Consider the following 16512-nt stretch of genomic DNA (forward strand, 5'->3'; position numbering starts at 1 on the left):
ACATGGAAAATCAAACAATTAGTTAGGATCACACGTTAAACCGCTGTTGATTTCCGTGCAAGACTTCGCTTTCCTCGGGCGGAAGGCAAGCCTCCTCACAGCTGTCGCTCCTGCGGGGTCTTACCCATTCCGCTTTTCCCGTAGGAGTCTTCGTCTTGCACTCCAATCAACAGCTTGAACCTGCTATATACATTGAGTGCTTTTGAAAGAATAATATAAGCCCCGGTATATCAGAGCAGTATGGTTCATTTACATTAGGTAAGAAATAGTATTTGTATGATTAACTGATACGTCTCTGAAACTAATAAAATAAGAGTTAGTGTATGTAATGATATAGCAGTTATAGTGTGACCCTACGCTTTGAAAGTTGATTGGAGTAGAAGGTGCTCGACTCCTGCGGGAATTGCGGGAAAGTTGAGACCCCACAGGGCAAAAGCCCGAGGAGGCTCAACTCACGCCCCGCGGAAAGCGAGCACCTGGAACGGAAACCAACCACTACTCACTACATCCAAAGCATAAACATGTACGTAAACAACCAAATAATGAATCCGAACGATCTCGATTTTCAAAAAAGAATTTCGAATGATCGTTCGGATTTTCTTTTTAACTAAACACTTTTGTCACAGCTGCGTCCTTTTTTAATGATTTTTCGTATAATGAATGTAGCGTATACTGAAATATCAAAGCTCATTTGATAAAATAAAATATAAGAAAGCTAGTTTGAATGATTAACTATAACAAAGTTATGTTAACAAGGGGAAGGGGTAACATGGTGTACGTTTTTGTCTATGGTACGTTAAGAAGACATGAGAGTAATCATTCTTTATTAAAGGATGCTTCATTGGTGCGGGAACAAGCCTGGGTAGAAGGACTTCTATATGAAACGAATAGAGGCTACCCAGCCCTTAAAGAAGGTAATGGAACGGTCTATGGAGAATTATATAAGATCGACTCCGACATCTTATTGGAGATCGATGAACTTGAGGATTTCCTGGAAGATCGTGAGGAGAACCTATTTATCCGAAAGCTTAAGGAAGTTGAAACAGACACCGGAACCCGGGAAGCATTTGTCTTTTATTCCAAACATAAAGCATTATTTCAACAAGAAATTCCTTCAGGAGATTGGAAGGTCCATCAATTTCTTAAGGGGAAACCTGAAAGAACCCTATATTTCGCATACGGATCATGTATGGATGATGATCGATTTAAAAAAGCTCAGGTCGATCATCATTTCAAGAATTGCCTTGGAGCAGGGCTGTTGAAAGGGTATACAATGAAGTATCTCTTTCAGGTACATGATGGAGGCCGTGGAGATATCATAGAAGATGGAGGAACGATGGAAGGGATTGTATATGATCTCCCTAAAGAGGCAGTAGAGTACCTGTTTACCAGGGAGGGGGTCACCCCGGGTTGGTACAGAGCGGCATTCATAGACCTACTGATAGACGGCAAACCGCATAATGATGTACTGACCTTTATTGTAAAGGTAAAATATGATGAAACGTGTCCCCCCGATCATTACGCCAGGGAAATCCTCAGGGGCAGCCGTCCACATGTAAGTCAGTCATACCATGAAAAACTACAAAAACAGTTAATGGAAATCGGTATGACGAAAGAACAAGTGGAGAATCTCCTGGAGTCAATTTAAAGGTGCGGACGCTTCATGAATCAGTAGTGCTTTTCATCTAAATCAGCTTCGGTATTAATAAGTGACCAGCTGGGTCCCTGGGGATACACAAATTGTAGTGTGTGAAAAGAGGTGTGTGATGGACTTTTTACTTCATTTGGTTGATCAATTTGGTTATATTGCCATGTTCCTATTTAGTTGGGTCGTGTTTGTGGGTTTACCGGTACCAAACGAACTGGCTGCCGCATTAGCCGGATATCTTTCTGAATGGAGACATTTTAATCCGTACACCTCTTTTTTCTTTATGTATAGTGGATTGATCTCCTATGGAATCTTTGCCTTCATGAATGGAAGGTATCTTGGTACTAAGTTAACATCCCGGATGAGGAATGGAAACAAATCCAAGAAACTCATTGAAAATGGAGAAGTTTGGCTGAATAAATATGGTCCATTGGCGATTTCGTTCAGCTATTTTATACCAGGTGTCCGGTTATTCATGCCATATATTGCAGGTACAACCAGAGGGATCTCCCTCATGAAATATCTTCTTTTTGCCCTTCCATCAGCTTTCGTATGGGGAATCATCTATTTTCAGATTGGCCGTTACTTCCCTAAGAGCTTTCAAGCACTGTTAGAGGAAGTGAGCGTAAAAGCGGGGATTGTTTTTGTCATCCTATTGATTGCACTGATTATTTACGGACTCTTCTTCACCATGAAAAAAAGCACCAATACAACAAAGTGGAAAAAAGTAAGGTATCGGAAATAAAAAAAGACGGATGGAAGTATTTCCATCAGCCTTGTTCATCTATTATAATCGTGAAATACTTACCGAATACTCCTATCGCCTTAACCGTGGTTCTGGAACCATTCTCATCCTCATAGGTCTTCCCGATTGTGTTAAACAGCAAGTACCCATTCTTAATATTTGATCCGGTTTCGATCAGCGTTGTATATGAATTCCCCTCCACTTTTTTGGTGCAAGTTATCGAAGCATGGCATTCGATATCATATTCATTTAAAAGCCAAGAGTAAAACTGTTCTTCATTCGGCCGGTGGGTACTCATATAAAAAAACAGAAGGATGGGGAAAACCATCCCTATTCTGATTAATCCTTTTTTCACGAATATCGAACCTCTCCCAATATATAATCTCCTATAATATACCATATAACAGTTGCTGGATGTGACAAAATCCATAAAAAGTCGACAAAAAACTATCAAACGAGTGCCTGATACCGGTTCAGTCGTTTTCCGATTTAGATAGTAGTTGAACTAATGCGCCTGTAAGAATATACTAGTAGCATAGTTCTATTGAAAAGGAGGTTATCGACTTGATCCATAAAACTTGGACGGAGAAACATTCGAATAAAAAGATAAAGTGTGTACATACGGACGCGAAGAAATATACAGTTGCGAATGTCCTTACAGTTGGAAAAGAATACGAAGTGAAAAACGAATCAGAAGAATACTACTTCGTCATTGATGAAAGTGGCAAAATGGGAGGATTCTACAAAGAATACTTCGTAGAGGTCTAAACATCTTCCAGCTGATTTTTTCCTGTACGGAAGAAATCAGCTTTTTTCATGTTAATTTATTCGTAATCTTCATATTAGTAATGCATTGTTCAACGTGCTTGAAAATTGGGATGGATGGGGAGACGGCAAATGCAGCAATCATTTAGTAAACGGGTGGTAACTCTACAGGACATGTCATCACTGAAAGAACTATTTATGAACTATGAACTAAAGGCATTTGGAGAAAGGCAAACCAGCGAAGAAGAAATACATGAGATGGTTGAATCGATTCCAGAAACGGATCGGATAGGTCTTTGGCATAATGGGGAATTAGCTGCCCTTTCCATTTTGACTGAAAAAGATCATCGCCTGCCCTCTTTAATTCTTGCTAACCCAAATGAACATATGGGTCACTACATAAATGAGATGGTAAAAGAATTAGTATCATCCGCTATCGAAAAAAAAATGAAAAGCGAAAACAAGACGATCATCCTATCCGCAAATCTTGAAGTAGAGAAAAAGACTTTCGAACAATGTGGGTTTACTGCAACCCGATTTTGGTTTCAGATGAAAAAGGATCTTGAAGATTTGACGATTACCTCCATTCCTTCTTCTTATCAAATTACAATTTTCAATCCCGATACTGAAACTCATTGTCTTCATGAACTTTTTGAAGAGGTTTTTTCGGATCATTTTGATTATCACCCGACTGAATTGGATGAATTCAAGAAGCGTTTTCTTCGCCCTTCTTTCGATCCTACTCTTTGGTATCTATTGAAAGAAGGAGACAATCTCATAGGATTTATCCTTTGTTCTGTCAATGAAGAGACCAGGATGGGGGAGGTCTCTCATCTGGGTATCAAGAGAAACTTGCGTCGCATGGGACTTGCCCATCATTTACTTTATTACGCATTTGGCAAGCTAAAAGAACGTGGGATGAAATCAGCAGCACTATCCGTAGACAGTGACAGCTACACCGATGCCACCATTGTCTATCAAAAAGCCGGCATGTATGTCTATAGGGGATTCACCCGATATGATCTGAACGTATAAAAGCGTACCACACCCGGAAATGGGTGTTTTTTTCTTGACCTGCTGAAAAAATAAATTTGTGCAGACCCTTTGCAGTGTAAGCGCTATTACATGTAGAATGACTAGTATGTGAATTGGAAAGGATGTCAAAGCATGAATTTGGAAAGACGACTACCGGAATCGGTCACTCGTATAATAAATGAAAGAAAACAAGCATTCGCTCGTACTGAGAACCCTTCATTGATCGGGGAAGGGGGATATACGGCCAGTGAAAATTATATCATCGAAGACAGCATCATCTCCCTTTCCATTGGAAAAAACCTTCTCCTTAAAGGACCAACGGGATCAGGAAAAACAAAGCTCTCCGATACATTATCATCGATATTCTCTCAGCCGATGCATAGTATCAACTGCTCGGTTGATCTCGATGCAGAAGCATTATTAGGATATAAAACGATCAGCGAAAGGGATGGGAAAAATACCATCGATTTCATTGAAGGACCTGTGATTCAAGCAATGAAAAATGGTCACCTGCTCTATATCGATGAAATCAATATGGCCAAACCTGAAACATTGCCGATTTTAAACGGTGTGTTGGATTATAGAAGAAGCATTACGAACCCTTTTACAGGTGAAGTCGTGAAAGCTGCTCCCTCATTTGGTGTTATAGCAGCCATTAATGAAGGGTATGTAGGTACGGTTCCGTTAAATGAGGCCCTTAAAAATCGTTTTGTTGTCATAGACGTACCTTATATTGAAGGAGAAACGCTGAAGAGTGTCATTGAAAGTCAAAGTAGGCTTACGGATGACAAGCTCATCGGCCAATTTGTAGACTTGTCTTCGGATTTACTGATCCAGGTAAAAAATGGACAAATTTCAGAGGAAGCAGCTTCCATACGTGCTCTCCTTGATGCCTGTGACTTGGCTCTGTATCTCCCTGCCAAGCGTGCGATACAGAGGGGAATTGTTGATAAGCTTGAAGATGAACGTGAGAAAGCGGCTATTCTGAATATAGCAGAAACCTTATTTGAATGAGGGATTTGTAATGCACCGATTTATTCAATTTAATGATGAAAACATCGATTCATTTTTAGTGATGGAAATGGCGGATCTTACTAAGACACTGTCTAAGAATGGGGATATGAACCTAAAATATGGTCCGTTTTCTTATTTGGACTATAAAGAGGAAACGGTCTATGTCAGTCATTTCTGGGATCATCGAAAAAGAGATGACGAAGTCCATGGGTTGAAAAGTGATATCTACTTGAGGACCATCGGTAATCTCCATGAAACGGTCATAGAAGATGTGATAACATACATTGAAAAAGTAAAAGCCACTTCGGTCCCGCGATTTGCAAAGCAATTATTTGTCATCGGTGAAGAGATACGATTAGAGGAAATTTGCAAATCCAAACGCCCGGGCACCAAGAAATCATTTGACACCAGAAGAACATTATACCGTCAACACTTTGAGGCCCAGCTTAAAGTGAATCTGACGAAAAGCGTGTTCACCGATGCTCTGTTCAATTCGATTTACCTCCTTCTACACGCCCAATCCCCCTTGGAACAACCGGTGAAGATTAATGAGGATATTGACCTGGCCATGCCGTTCATTCATGGCCAGATTACCCGATTTTATGAAACCCGTCAGACAAAAGATGTCGTAAAGGTAGCTTTGGAGATTGTAGAGGTTGTGGATGAAATTGTTCAAAAAGATATGTTGAATGAATACTTCCATCTGCCAGTGGACGTGTATGAGATAGAAGAAACATACGGTGAAACATTTGATGATTTAAAAAGGAAAGACCCTCTAGAGAATAATGATGTGCTGGAAGAAGAAAGCACAGGGGAAGAAGAAATCCTGGATGAAGAATTCCGTACTTGGCACAGGGAAACAAGTGACAAAGGGGAATCCTTCCTGCAGTTCGATCTGGATCAAGGTTCTCAATCCGACCTGATGGGAGAAGGTGTCCGTGAAGGAGATGATGCTGATCAGGCATTGGCAATGGTTCAAGGCTCTATGCAGGAGACAGAAAGGGAGCAGTACCATAATGTGAAAGCCGAGGAGCAGGAGAGGGAAGAGTCAGGAGGGGGAGAAAGTGAGTATGGAAAGGACAATCGCTTCGCAGTACCTCACTTTCTTACACCGTCTGTTCCCACTTCTGAAGAAAAGCTTGAGTATAATCAGAACAAAGGAATGATTGCTCCATTTCAAAAAAAGCTTCAGAAGATGATTGAGAAAACACTGGAACATAAGCGTATACAGCCGCGCAGCGATCTGCATTTCGGCAGATTGAATAACAAGTTATTACGGTTCATAACCGATGATAATCCAAGACTTTTTTACAAAAAGCAGAATCCTTCCTCAGAGATAGATGCAGTGTTTTCTCTACTGGTCGATTGTTCAGGCTCCATGTTTGACAAAATGGATCAAACGAAGCTAGGTATAACGTTGTTTCATGAATCCTTAAAATCAGTCAGGGTACCACATGAGGTCATCGGCTTCTGGGAAGATACGAATCGTGCGACCAAAACCAGTCAGCCGAATTACTTAAACCCTGTGTTGGATTTCCATACCTCTCTGAAACCAGGCAGTGGTTCTGAAATCATGCAGCTTCAACCGGAAGAGGACAATCGGGATGGTTTTGCCATTCGTTTGATAACAGAAAGAATTCTGATGCGGAATGAAAAACAAAAATTCCTTCTTGTTTTTTCAGATGGTGAGCCTGCAGCCATGGAGTACGAACAGAATGGAATTGTCGATACTCACGAAGCAGTATTGGATGCAAGGAAAAAGGGAATCGAAGTCATCAACGTGTTTTTGTCAAACGGTGAAATCGATGAGTCCCAAAGAAAAACCATCCAAAATATTTATGGGAATTACAGTATCCTTGTTTCAAATGTGGAAGAACTCCCGGAAGTATTATTCCCATTACTCAGAAAGCTCCTGTACAAGAGTATATAAATGTTTAAAAGAGGTCGGGGCATAAATCCATTTCCTTTAAAGACGAAAAATCAAAAAATTAGGGATCACTTGTTACATCGCTTTTGATTTCCGTGCAAGACTTCGCTTTCCTCGGGCGGAAGGCGAGCCTCCTCGTCACTGTCGTTCCTGCGGGGTCTCACCTATTCCGCTTTTCCCGTAGGAGTTTGCGTCTTGCACTCCAATCAATAGCTAGATCATGCTATATACACTGAATATACTTTAGTGAAAATAATAAAAGGCCCGTTTCACCAAGAAAGTAATTCATACACAGACAATTATTTTCCAGTTTTCGGTTATTAGGTGTGTGTCTAGCAGAATGGGTCATTCACATCAGGAGTCTGAGAAAAAATCCTATGAAAATATCAAACTTTGTTTGAAATTATAGGGGTGAAGGGAATAATAGAATAAGAGTTGGTGTATGCTATGGTGGACACTCCAATGTTATAGTGAAACACTTACGCCTGGAAAGTTGATTGGAGCGGAAGGTGCTCGACTCCTGCGGGAAACGCTGGACAGGTGAGACCCCACAGGGCAAAAGCCCGAGGAGGCTCACCGCCAGCCCCGCGGAAAGCGAGCAACTGGAGCAGAAATCAACCACTAATCACTACATCCAAAAGCAACAGTATTTACGTAAACAGCTAAATGATAAATCCGAACGATTTCGAATTTCAAAAGTGAATTTCGATGATCGTTCGGATTTTTTTCACTTAACACTTTTGTCCCAGTTTCTTTTCTTCCCCTTCCTTGATATCCCTTATCCTGGTTTAAATGATTCAATGAATGGGATAGATTTTAATCTCCAAGGAAATTTCTGTATACTAAAGAAAGATGAGAGTCGTTTAACTGTTATGATGTGTTGGGAAGATGAGTCTTTTTTTATACAAAAGGGTAGGTTAGTAAATAAACATGATAGGGAAGAAGAAAGTAGTGTACAAGGGAGGAAGGGACAGATATGGATGAGTTGGATATGCATCATATTTTCGAACTGGGTCTTATATTAGTTATGATCGCAGCCGGTATTACGGCGATTTCCAAAAAACTCAAGCAACCTTATCCGATTGCTCTCGTGATTGTTGGGGCGCTGATCGGTTTATTCAATATACCTGTTTTGGAGCCGCTTAAAGCCTTCATTACCGAAGGAGAAATCTTTAATTTCGTCATAATTACCCTTTTTTTACCGGCTCTATTGGGAGAAGCGGCATTGAAGCTTCCCTATTCCCATCTAAGGGCTAATAAAGAACCGATCATCGCTTTGGCTTTCGGAGGCACGCTGATATCATTTTTAATCATCGGTTTTTCAGCGTATTATTTCTTTGATTTCTCTATTCAGGCAGCTTTTGTGTTTGGAGCCCTGATGAGTGCAACAGATCCTGTCAGTGTATTAAGCATATTCAAGAGTGTGGGCGTTAAGAAGAGATTGGCCGTTGTGATTGAAGGTGAAAGCCTATTCAATGATGGTTTAGCTGTTGTATTATTCAATATTTCCGCCTTTTATCTTGTATCATATATCGATGCCGGATGGGCGGGTCTTGGAAGTGGATTGTGGGAGTTCATCAGAGTGGTCTCATTAGGGGTGATCATAGGTGGTTCCCTGGGGTATGCCTTTTCAATATTAACGAAGTACTACGATGACTATCCCCTTGAAATCATTTTTAGTGTCATCCTATTTTACGGTTCCTTCCTACTGGCGGAAAGTGTTCATGCTTCAGGGGTCATCGCCGTGGTCATTGCAGCACTGATATTCGGGAATTTCGGCGGGAAGATCGGGATGAGTCCCACTACCAAATTGAATATCAACAGTTTTTGGGATGTTGCTGCATTACTTGCGAATTCTCTGGTTTTCCTAATGGTCGGCCTCGAGATAACAAGGATCGACCTTCTCGAGAAGTGGCCATACATATTCGCAGCCATACTTATCGTATTAATGGCAAGGAGTATAGCCGTTTATACAAGCTTGTCCCTTATCGGAAACTTTCCGCATATGTGGAAGCACATATTGAATTGGGGAGGTTTGAAAGGATCTCTCTCGATTGCTCTTGTACTGAGTCTGCCACGGGACTTCCCAGGCAGGGAGGACGTGTTGATTCTCGGCTTTAGTGTTGTATTATTCAGTCTGGTTGTCCAGGGACTTACCATCAAACCGTTAATCAATGTACTGGGCATTAAGCCAAAAGAAGAAGGTCATGAGGAATTCGAGAAATTACTTAGTCAGCTTCATCGTTATGAAACGGCAATATCAGAAATTCATCGTGTGAAACAAAAGCTCTATATTACAGACCCAATTTCGAAGGAGCTCATTGATACATACCAAAAAAGAATTGATATGCTCAAAGCACAATTGGATGACTTATTTGACCGCAACCCGGTACTAAAAGAAAACCAGCTCGCCACCCTCAGGAAGCACGCCATGTATGCAGAATATGAGGCAGTTGCAAAGCTAGAAAAAGAAGAAATCATCAGCAGTGCTATTGCAGAGAATGAATATGACAGCATAACGGACAGCATCGTGCACAACGAGGAGAAATGAATGAAGTAATGTTGATGAAGAATCAGTAGTAATGGACCAAGGGCCCTTCATATATGAAGGGCCCTTGGTCCTGTTTTACCCATCGAAAGAATGAAATTCTTGTCTTATCAAGGTAAATCATAATGATAAAGGTAACATGATCATGTTAAATTCTAGCGTTTCAAGATACTCTTGAAATGGGAGAATGTATCGAAACTTGCTTTGCCATGATACGCGCCCATTCCGCTTGCGCCAACTCCCCCGAAAGGAAGATAGTGAGATGTCATGTGATTGATTGTATCATTGATAGCGCCACCTCCAAATGAGATATTCGTCAATATTTCATCCTGAAGGGGTTCATTTTCAGAGAATAGATAAAGTGCCAACGGCTTCGGACGCTTCTTAATTTGATCAATCACTTCAGAAGTGTCTTCATATTCAATGACCGGGAGGATCGGTCCGAAAATTTCATCCTGCATGATGGGATCTTCCCATGAAATAGAATCTAGAATCGTTGGTTCAATGACGAGATTATGACGGTCTGAATCTCCACCGGTAACAATGGTTCCATTGTCCAGAAAGCTTTTCAGGCGATCAAAATGCCTTTCGCTAACAATATGGCCAAAGTCTGGGTTATGAATGATCTTCTCCCCGTAACTAGCTTGGATGGCTCCTTTCATTTTCTCCAACAGCTCGTTCTTTACGTCGCGATGGACGAGAACATAATCCGGAGCGACACATGTTTGACCCGCATTTGCAAATTTTCCTCTTGCAATTCGTTTCGCCGCTTCATCAATGTCCGCATCCGTATGTACAATCGTCGGACTTTTACCACCAAGTTCAAGGGTGACTGGTGTTAAATGCTTGGCTGCAGCTTCTGCTACGATTTTCCCGACACCAGTGCTTCCTGTGAAGAAAATGTAATCGAAATTTTCCTCAAGCAATGCAGTGCTTGTCTCAACTTCTCCTTCAACGACATGGAGATACTCTTCCTGGAAGTGATCATTGATCATGCCTGCAAGCAGTCTTGAAGTGTTCGGGGTCAATTCCGATGGTTTCAGGACAGCGGTATTGCCGGCAGCGATCGCTCCAACAAGTGGTGCCACGGCAAGTTGGAATGGATAATTCCAAGGGGCGATGACAAGGATCGATCCATAGGGCTCTGGATAAATGAAGCTCTTTGCCCCTCGATGTGTATCAGGTGTATGAACTTTTTCAGGTGATGCCCATCCAGTAAGATTCTCTAAGGTAAAGTCAATCTCACTAAGGACAAGGCCGATTTCTGCTCGCTTAGCTTCTATTTCCGGTTTATTCAAATCTTTCTTTACAGCATTTATGATGTCGTTTTCATGCGTTTGGATAAGTTCCTTTAACTTTGTCAAAGCTTCTATCCTGAAGTTGATATCCTTTGTCATACCGGTACGAAAAAATGATTGCTGTTTATTGATAAGTTTTTGATAGTTTTCCATAGTAAAAACTCCTCTTCTTTTTGATGACAGGTAACACTTATGCTTTTCCCGTTTTGTTCCGCAGGTACTCTTGGGAACTATTTCTTGTGCTTCAATAAAATTGTGTGCAATTTATTGAGGTATCAATTATTTGCATGTGGAGAATGATAGTATAATCAAATCGGATATGCAAGACATATGATTCAGGAATCGAATGAGGGAGAAAGTAAATGTGGGTATAAAATCAAATGGCCATTCCACAATAAGATTCGCAGGAATGGCCAGAGCTCATATTTTATTACTCTCTTTACTTTCTGATTTCGATGAGTTTTTGTTTTAGATCATTTTCCATTGTGACCATTTCCTGTTCGGCCTGTTGTCGCTTTTGTCTGCCTTCTGCCTGGATGGCCAAAGTTTCTTCTATCGTGGAGATCAGGTTTTCCTGGGTTTTCTTCAGGGTGTCGATATCTATAATTCCCCGTTCGTTTTCTTTAGCGGTCTCGATGCTGTTTGTTTTGAGCATCTCGGAATTTTTTAATAGCAGCTCGTTCGTCGTGCGTGATACCTGCTTTTGAGCGGCTACAGCCTTCTGTTGATTCAGAAGGGTAAGAGCGATGGCAATTTGATTCTTCCAAAGAGGAATCGCAGTTAGGACAGAAGCTTGAATTTTTTCTGCCAATGCCTGATTCGTATTTTGTATCAAACGGATTTGAGGGGCGGATTGAATCGTCATTTGCCTGCTCAGTTTCAAATCATGAATTCGTTTATCCAATCGATCAAGGAACTGCATGGTATCATTGACTTCCTGGTAGATCAGCTCATCATCGGTTTCTTCTGCTTTCTTACGCAAAGAAGGAAGGAGATTGTGCTGGATTTCTTCCCGTTTGATTTCAGCAGCGGCAATATACATATTAAGGGCTTGAAAGTAGTCTTTATTTTTTTCATATAAGGTTTCCAATAATCGGTTATCATCGAGCAAGGTCTTTTTCGAATGCTCGAGTCTGACTGAAATCCGATCAATCTGAGATCCGATTTTTTGGTATTTAGAAAGCACTTCCTGTAAAGAAGATGAAACTTTCCGGAAGAGCTTTTTAAATACGCCTTTCTGCTTCGTGTTAAGCTCATCGGGATTCATTTGCTCGAGCTTTTTCATTAAATCGCCTAACACGTCACCGATCGGGCCGATATCCCGTTTTTGCACATGATCTAACATTGAATGGGAGAATGACGATAATTGAGTTTGGGCTGCTGTTCCATATTTAAGGATGGCTTCATAGTCCTTGTAGTCGATTTGTTCTGCTAATTGTTTGGCTTTTTCCTGCTGTTCTTTAGGCAAACGGTCAAGTAACAGGGGAGACTTTGTTTGTTCGTTCACAGCAGGCCTTTCTTCCCCGAACGGGTTTGAAAGCAATAGATCCAATTCTGATTGTTCATTTCGTTGTTCCATCATAAAACCTCCGACATTTATTTGAGATCTTTTTTGTGCGTTAAGTGCTGATTGGCGAAATTAAGTTCAAATTGCAGGTGATCCATGTCATCTGCCAACACTTTCTGTAAATCATTTTCCAAGGAACCTGTTAAATCATCCAGTGTCGTACGGGTTTGCTGGAGAGACAGGAAGGTTTCTTTATTTTTACCAGGCTGGGAAGCCAGGAACGTATACTTCTCCGTAATCTCAACGACAGAGTCTAAATGGTAGAAGAAGAAGGACTCAGCTGAAAAAAATCTCTTGGGCTCTTTTCTTACAAGTTGATAAATTCTTCTGCTTAATCGGTTGATCTCAAGGATCTGCTTAAAAGCTCCGAGCGATCTTACCCTTAACTGCTGACGTTGCAGCCGTTTTACCTTTTCTTTCGCTTCTTTTAAATTGCTGTTTATATATCGAAATTCCTGTCCGGAAAGACCATTTTTATTCAACCACCATTTTTTTTGAAGAGCCTTAACGATCATGAAAAAGAGTACCCCCGTACCTACACCCGATAAGAGTGTAAGAGGAAATCCCATGTCAAAGAGGAGTAAGTAAGCGATAAAACTGCTGGTCCCAACACTGAAAGAGATGACCGTCCTTAATAAAAATTGCAGAAATGTGTTCATTTCATCTACCCCTTAATAAAGATGCTTATCATACTTACGTTTCGTCGTGTAAAAGGTTTCATATTCATACTCTCATTTTAGTGGAAACGGAGGGAAAATGGAAATAAAGTATCAGTGGTGGAAGAAAAATCGGGGAAATATGTAAGGAATTAGCATCATTCTTTCAATTTCTTAACATTTTTATATTGAATGATTATAGGAAATCCATTTTTGGTAGAATGGGTAAGTGAGACCAATGACAAGACAGGTGTGTGGATATATGAAAAAGGTTATTGTGCTGATCTTACTTTGCTTCATTACCCCAAGTGTTTCAGCTCAACAAAATGCAGTAAAAAAACCAGGAAATATTTATAGTGATTCGGCTATTATAATAGATTCAAAAACCGGAAGCATCCTATACTCTAAAAATGGTACCAAACGAATGAACCCTGCAAGTATTACAAAAATTGCCACAGCGATTTATGCGATTCAGCATAGCAATCTCGGTGACCAGGTGGAAATCAGTGAGAAGGCAAGCCGTACCGAGGGTTCTACTGTTTATTTAGCTGCCGGTGAAACGCTGTCCATGGAGCAGCTGCTTCAAGGACTGATGGTGAACTCCGGGAATGATGCCGCCGTTGCCATCGCTGAACATACAGAAGGTTCTGTAGAACAGTTTGTCGATAAATTGAATCTCTTTCTTAAGGAGGAGGTGGGGGTCCGGGATACACATTTTGAAAATCCTCATGGACTTTATGGGAAAAATCATTATACAACCGCCTATGATATGGCTGAAATTACAAGCTATGCGTTACAGAATGAACAGTTTAGGAAGTTGTTTGATATAGACTCCCTGGACTGGAAGGCTGAAGGATGGAATACCACGCTTTATAATCATCACAAGATGGTGAAGGGGGAAATTCCCTATCCTGAAGTGACGGGAGGTAAGAATGGGTTTATAGACGAATCCCGTCACACCCTGGTGACGTCAGCTGAAAATGATAAACTCTCGCTCGTGGTGGTTACGATGAAAGCACAGTCCAAAAGAGCCATTTATTCGGATACGAAGAAACTGCTTGATTATGGGTTGAATCAGTTTGAAAGGAATTATATCCCTAAGGAGACCGTCTTTCAATTGGACGGCACTTCTTATGATTTGAAAAAGGATATTCCATTTACCCAGCCTGTAAACGGGAAGATCACACAGAAACTTGCCCCAAGTGGGGAGTTGACCCTTTATAACCAGGATCATGAAGAAATGCTGTCAACCACTTTGACACCGGTGAAAGGAACACCCGTAACCCACACCGAAGCAGTTGCTTCGAGTGAGCACAAGGGGCTGTTATTCGGGAAGGAGTGGAGCGGGAAACTTTTATTTTACCCATTTATCATTTACATGGCCCTTCTATTCATTGCAGGGACGACCGTGTTTCTGTCAGGGTCTTTCAATAAGTAAGGGTTGAATATAGTACAAAAGGGAGCCGGCCGGCTCCCTTTTGTTATTGACTTTCCTGTTTTTCTAATGCTGGTTGCTGATGGTAAAGGGTCTTGCCGATCAGGGTCTGCAAGATGAGGAATGCGCCTCCGACCGTCCAATATAATGGAAGTGCAGCAGGTGCGTTCAGTGAGAAGATGAAGATCATGACCGGGGACAGAAGCCCCATTATTTTCATCTGTGCCTGCTGCTCTGCAGGGATGTTCATCAAGGAAACGCGTGATTGGGCCAGGTACACAACCCCGGCAATAATCGCCATGATATGGTCCGGTTGTCCAAGGTTGAACCATAGGAAAGAGTGACTGGCAATTTCTGAAGATGAGCGGATCGCATAATAGAGTCCAATCAGGATGGGCGTCTGGATCAATAAAGGCAAACATCCCATGTTGAGAGGATTTACACCGTTTTTTTGATAGAGCATCATTAATTCCTGCTGAAGCTTTTTCTGTTCTTCTTTATCCTTCGTTTCTTTGATTTTTTTCTGAATCGCAGACATCTCAGGTTTGATCAAGGCCATTTTCCCTTTCATATCCTGTTGATTCTTATACGTTTTTAGCATAAAAGGCAGAAGAACAAGTCGAATAAGAAGGGTGATCACGATAATGGCCACGCCAAAATTCCCACCAAGAAAGGTTCCTATTTCATGAATGAGAAATGAAAATGGATTGACAAGATAATCATGAAAGAATGCTCCATCAGTGGTGGCAGACTGGCATCCAGTCAATGCGAATATTAGTAAAACGAAAATGAATAAAAATTTCTTCAATGTTTTTTCCTCCTCTATTTATATGCTTTTCTTTTACATATATACAGAAGAGGATTCTTCATCATTATCAGTATGATAGAATTGAAACTTCATACAAGTCGTAAACCAGACCCTGACAGGTAAGGCCTCATTTTCTGCGACCTGCCTGACAATGAGGTTGTTTCCTTCCAGTTTTTTATCATAATATTGTGTATAGAGATGGAATGGTGATGGACACCGATCCCAGATCAATGCCAATATGAATAAAAATACGATACTGACATGCAAAGGACTTAAGTAAAAATCCAATAAGTCTTGTACAATAATGAATGTCAATGGAGAAGACTCCTTTTCCTATTCTAGTTGCATCAATAATAAATGAATGATCATTTTATCACCTTTACAGTATACTGCGAAATGCGGTTAGAATCCATGGTAATTCTTTATACGATATTGTGAACAAGTAGTTTCAGTGAAAAAGATTATTTTGAGAGCATGTTAAAAAGGTCTCTATGTGGCAAACCACTTTAGAGACCTCTCATTTCTATAATATTGCGCTAATCGACAACGATATAAGCAATCATCGGACCATTATTCTCGATGGTTTCATGCATTTTACAAATAAGCCTGTATGTTCCTTCCTTTGAAAAGGTTACATCTACCACGGTCTCTTTCCCTTTTTTTACAGTACCTTTAACATCCGTGCCCTCGATGTAAAAAGGGTGTTCCATGCCGTTTACTCCGTAAATGCGCAGTTCGACCTCTCTGCCTTTTTCCACGACAATTGTTCCAGGGTCCCACCGATATGCTTCGATTTCCTTGCCGTCGGCTGTTTTCGATTTGAACTCGCCTGTCACAAGCTGAATGACTTGTTTTTCTCCCGTTTTCTCCGATAGTGAAACTGTCGGGTATGAGTTTTTTGAAGATAACGACCAAATCGTACCGACTGTAATCACCAGGATTGTCACTAAAATGGCAATGATGGAACCTTTCTTTAATACAATGAACTTCATATGATTTCCCTCCTCATCAGACAGCAGAGTACTTTTCTATTAAACCTATGCTTGTACTGTAGGGAACTTGTCAA

Annotated in this window: 15 protein-coding genes; 8 read left to right on the forward strand and 7 right to left on the reverse strand. The window is 40.9% G+C overall.

Going from position 1 to position 16512, the window contains the following annotated elements; genetic code table 11:
• Positions 1–769 precede the first annotated feature (769 nt).
• A complete protein-coding gene (locus tag ACSQ2E_RS10625) occupies positions 770–1648 on the forward strand; it encodes a gamma-glutamylcyclotransferase (protein ID WP_435990499.1) in 879 nt (292 codons plus the stop codon).
• Between the two features lie 118 nt (positions 1649–1766).
• Positions 1767–2393, forward strand: coding sequence for a DedA family protein (locus ACSQ2E_RS10630; protein WP_435990500.1), 627 nt, complete (start codon positions 1767–1769; stop codon positions 2391–2393).
• A gap of 25 nt (positions 2394–2418) precedes the next feature.
• Here ACSQ2E_RS10630 and ACSQ2E_RS10635 read toward each other — a convergent pair whose 3' ends face one another.
• Entirely contained in the window at positions 2419–2748 is a 330-nt protein-coding gene (locus tag ACSQ2E_RS10635; RefSeq protein ID WP_435990501.1) for a hypothetical protein, read from the reverse strand.
• Between the two features lie 209 nt (positions 2749–2957).
• Between ACSQ2E_RS10635 and ACSQ2E_RS10640 the strand changes: the two genes are divergently transcribed.
• From ACSQ2E_RS10640 to ACSQ2E_RS10660, 5 genes are all read left to right on the forward strand, one after another.
• The gene (locus ACSQ2E_RS10640; protein WP_435990502.1) at positions 2958–3161 is read left to right on the forward strand and encodes a DUF6501 family protein; all 204 of its coding nucleotides are present in this window, start codon (positions 2958–2960) and stop codon (positions 3159–3161) included.
• 129 nt (positions 3162–3290) lie between these two features.
• Positions 3291–4193 carry a GNAT family N-acetyltransferase gene (locus ACSQ2E_RS10645; RefSeq protein ID WP_435990503.1) on the forward strand — a complete coding sequence of 301 codons (903 nt, stop codon included), beginning with the start codon at positions 3291–3293 and terminating at the stop codon, positions 4191–4193.
• A gap of 132 nt (positions 4194–4325) precedes the next feature.
• Entirely contained in the window at positions 4326–5207 is an 882-nt protein-coding gene (locus tag ACSQ2E_RS10650) for an ATP-binding protein (RefSeq protein ID WP_435990504.1), read from the forward strand.
• 10 nt (positions 5208–5217) lie between these two features.
• Positions 5218–7137: a hypothetical protein gene (locus ACSQ2E_RS10655; RefSeq protein ID WP_435990505.1), complete on the forward strand. Its 1920-nt coding sequence runs from the start codon at positions 5218–5220 to the stop codon at positions 7135–7137.
• A 973-nt stretch (positions 7138–8110) separates the two neighbouring features.
• Positions 8111–9685: a cation:proton antiporter gene (locus ACSQ2E_RS10660; RefSeq protein WP_435990506.1), complete on the forward strand. Its 1575-nt coding sequence runs from the start codon at positions 8111–8113 to the stop codon at positions 9683–9685.
• A gap of 152 nt (positions 9686–9837) precedes the next feature.
• On the opposite strand, the gene ACSQ2E_RS10665 is transcribed toward ACSQ2E_RS10660, so the two are convergent.
• From ACSQ2E_RS10665 to ACSQ2E_RS10675, 3 genes are all read right to left on the reverse strand, one after another.
• Positions 9838–11133 carry an aldehyde dehydrogenase gene (locus ACSQ2E_RS10665; protein WP_435990507.1) on the reverse strand — a complete coding sequence of 432 codons (1296 nt, stop codon included), beginning with the start codon at positions 11131–11133 and terminating at the stop codon, positions 9838–9840.
• Between the two features lie 286 nt (positions 11134–11419).
• Positions 11420–12562 carry a toxic anion resistance protein gene (locus tag ACSQ2E_RS10670; protein ID WP_435990508.1) on the reverse strand — a complete coding sequence of 381 codons (1143 nt, stop codon included), beginning with the start codon at positions 12560–12562 and terminating at the stop codon, positions 11420–11422.
• A gap of 14 nt (positions 12563–12576) precedes the next feature.
• A complete protein-coding gene (locus ACSQ2E_RS10675; RefSeq protein WP_435990509.1) occupies positions 12577–13206 on the reverse strand; it encodes a 5-bromo-4-chloroindolyl phosphate hydrolysis family protein in 630 nt (209 codons plus the stop codon).
• Positions 13207–13465: 259 nt separating this feature from the next.
• On the opposite strand from ACSQ2E_RS10675, the gene ACSQ2E_RS10680 reads away from it, so the two are divergent.
• A complete protein-coding gene (locus ACSQ2E_RS10680) occupies positions 13466–14641 on the forward strand; it encodes a D-alanyl-D-alanine carboxypeptidase family protein (RefSeq protein ID WP_435990510.1) in 1176 nt (391 codons plus the stop codon).
• Between the two features lie 43 nt (positions 14642–14684).
• Here ACSQ2E_RS10680 and yidC read toward each other — a convergent pair whose 3' ends face one another.
• The 3 genes from yidC to ACSQ2E_RS10695 all read right to left on the reverse strand — a co-directional run bounded on the left by yidC (position 14685) and on the right by ACSQ2E_RS10695 (position 16438).
• Entirely contained in the window at positions 14685–15446 is a 762-nt protein-coding gene (gene yidC, locus ACSQ2E_RS10685) for a membrane protein insertase YidC (protein WP_435990511.1), read from the reverse strand.
• A gap of 33 nt (positions 15447–15479) precedes the next feature.
• Complete coding sequence (locus tag ACSQ2E_RS10690; protein WP_430339427.1) at positions 15480–15761, reverse strand: hypothetical protein; 282 nt, start codon at positions 15759–15761, stop codon at positions 15480–15482.
• A gap of 221 nt (positions 15762–15982) precedes the next feature.
• Positions 15983–16438, reverse strand: a complete 456-nt coding sequence (locus ACSQ2E_RS10695) for a cupredoxin domain-containing protein (RefSeq protein ID WP_435990512.1) — start codon at positions 16436–16438, stop codon at positions 15983–15985.
• Positions 16439–16512: the final 74 nt, after the last annotated feature.

Origin of the sequence: Rossellomorea sp. LjRoot5, from assembly GCF_964253455.1 — a bacterium.
Taxonomy (GTDB): Bacteria; Bacillota; Bacilli; order Bacillales; family Bacillaceae_B; genus Rossellomorea.

What these genes read in the sequence shown, in the direction of transcription:
- ACSQ2E_RS10625 (WP_435990499.1), top strand. Translation starts at nt 770, where the DNA reads ATGGTGTACGTTTTTGTCTATGGTACGTTAAGAAGACATGAGAGTAAT.
- ACSQ2E_RS10630 (WP_435990500.1), top strand. Translation starts at nt 1,767, where the DNA reads ATGGACTTTTTACTTCATTTGGTTGATCAATTTGGTTATATTGCCATG.
- ACSQ2E_RS10645 (WP_435990503.1), top strand. Translation starts at nt 3,291, where the DNA reads ATGCAGCAATCATTTAGTAAACGGGTGGTAACTCTACAGGACATGTCA.
- ACSQ2E_RS10650 (WP_435990504.1), top strand. Translation starts at nt 4,326, where the DNA reads ATGAATTTGGAAAGACGACTACCGGAATCGGTCACTCGTATAATAAAT.
- ACSQ2E_RS10655 (WP_435990505.1), top strand. Translation starts at nt 5,218, where the DNA reads ATGCACCGATTTATTCAATTTAATGATGAAAACATCGATTCATTTTTA.
- ACSQ2E_RS10660 (WP_435990506.1), top strand. Translation starts at nt 8,111, where the DNA reads ATGGATGAGTTGGATATGCATCATATTTTCGAACTGGGTCTTATATTA.
- ACSQ2E_RS10665 (WP_435990507.1), bottom strand. Translation starts at nt 11,133, where the DNA reads ATGGAAAACTATCAAAAACTTATCAATAAACAGCAATCATTTTTTCGT.
- ACSQ2E_RS10670 (WP_435990508.1), bottom strand. Translation starts at nt 12,562, where the DNA reads ATGATGGAACAACGAAATGAACAATCAGAATTGGATCTATTGCTTTCA.
- ACSQ2E_RS10675 (WP_435990509.1), bottom strand. Translation starts at nt 13,206, where the DNA reads ATGAACACATTTCTGCAATTTTTATTAAGGACGGTCATCTCTTTCAGT.
- ACSQ2E_RS10680 (WP_435990510.1), top strand. Translation starts at nt 13,466, where the DNA reads ATGAAAAAGGTTATTGTGCTGATCTTACTTTGCTTCATTACCCCAAGT.
- ACSQ2E_RS10695 (WP_435990512.1), bottom strand. Translation starts at nt 16,438, where the DNA reads ATGAAGTTCATTGTATTAAAGAAAGGTTCCATCATTGCCATTTTAGTG.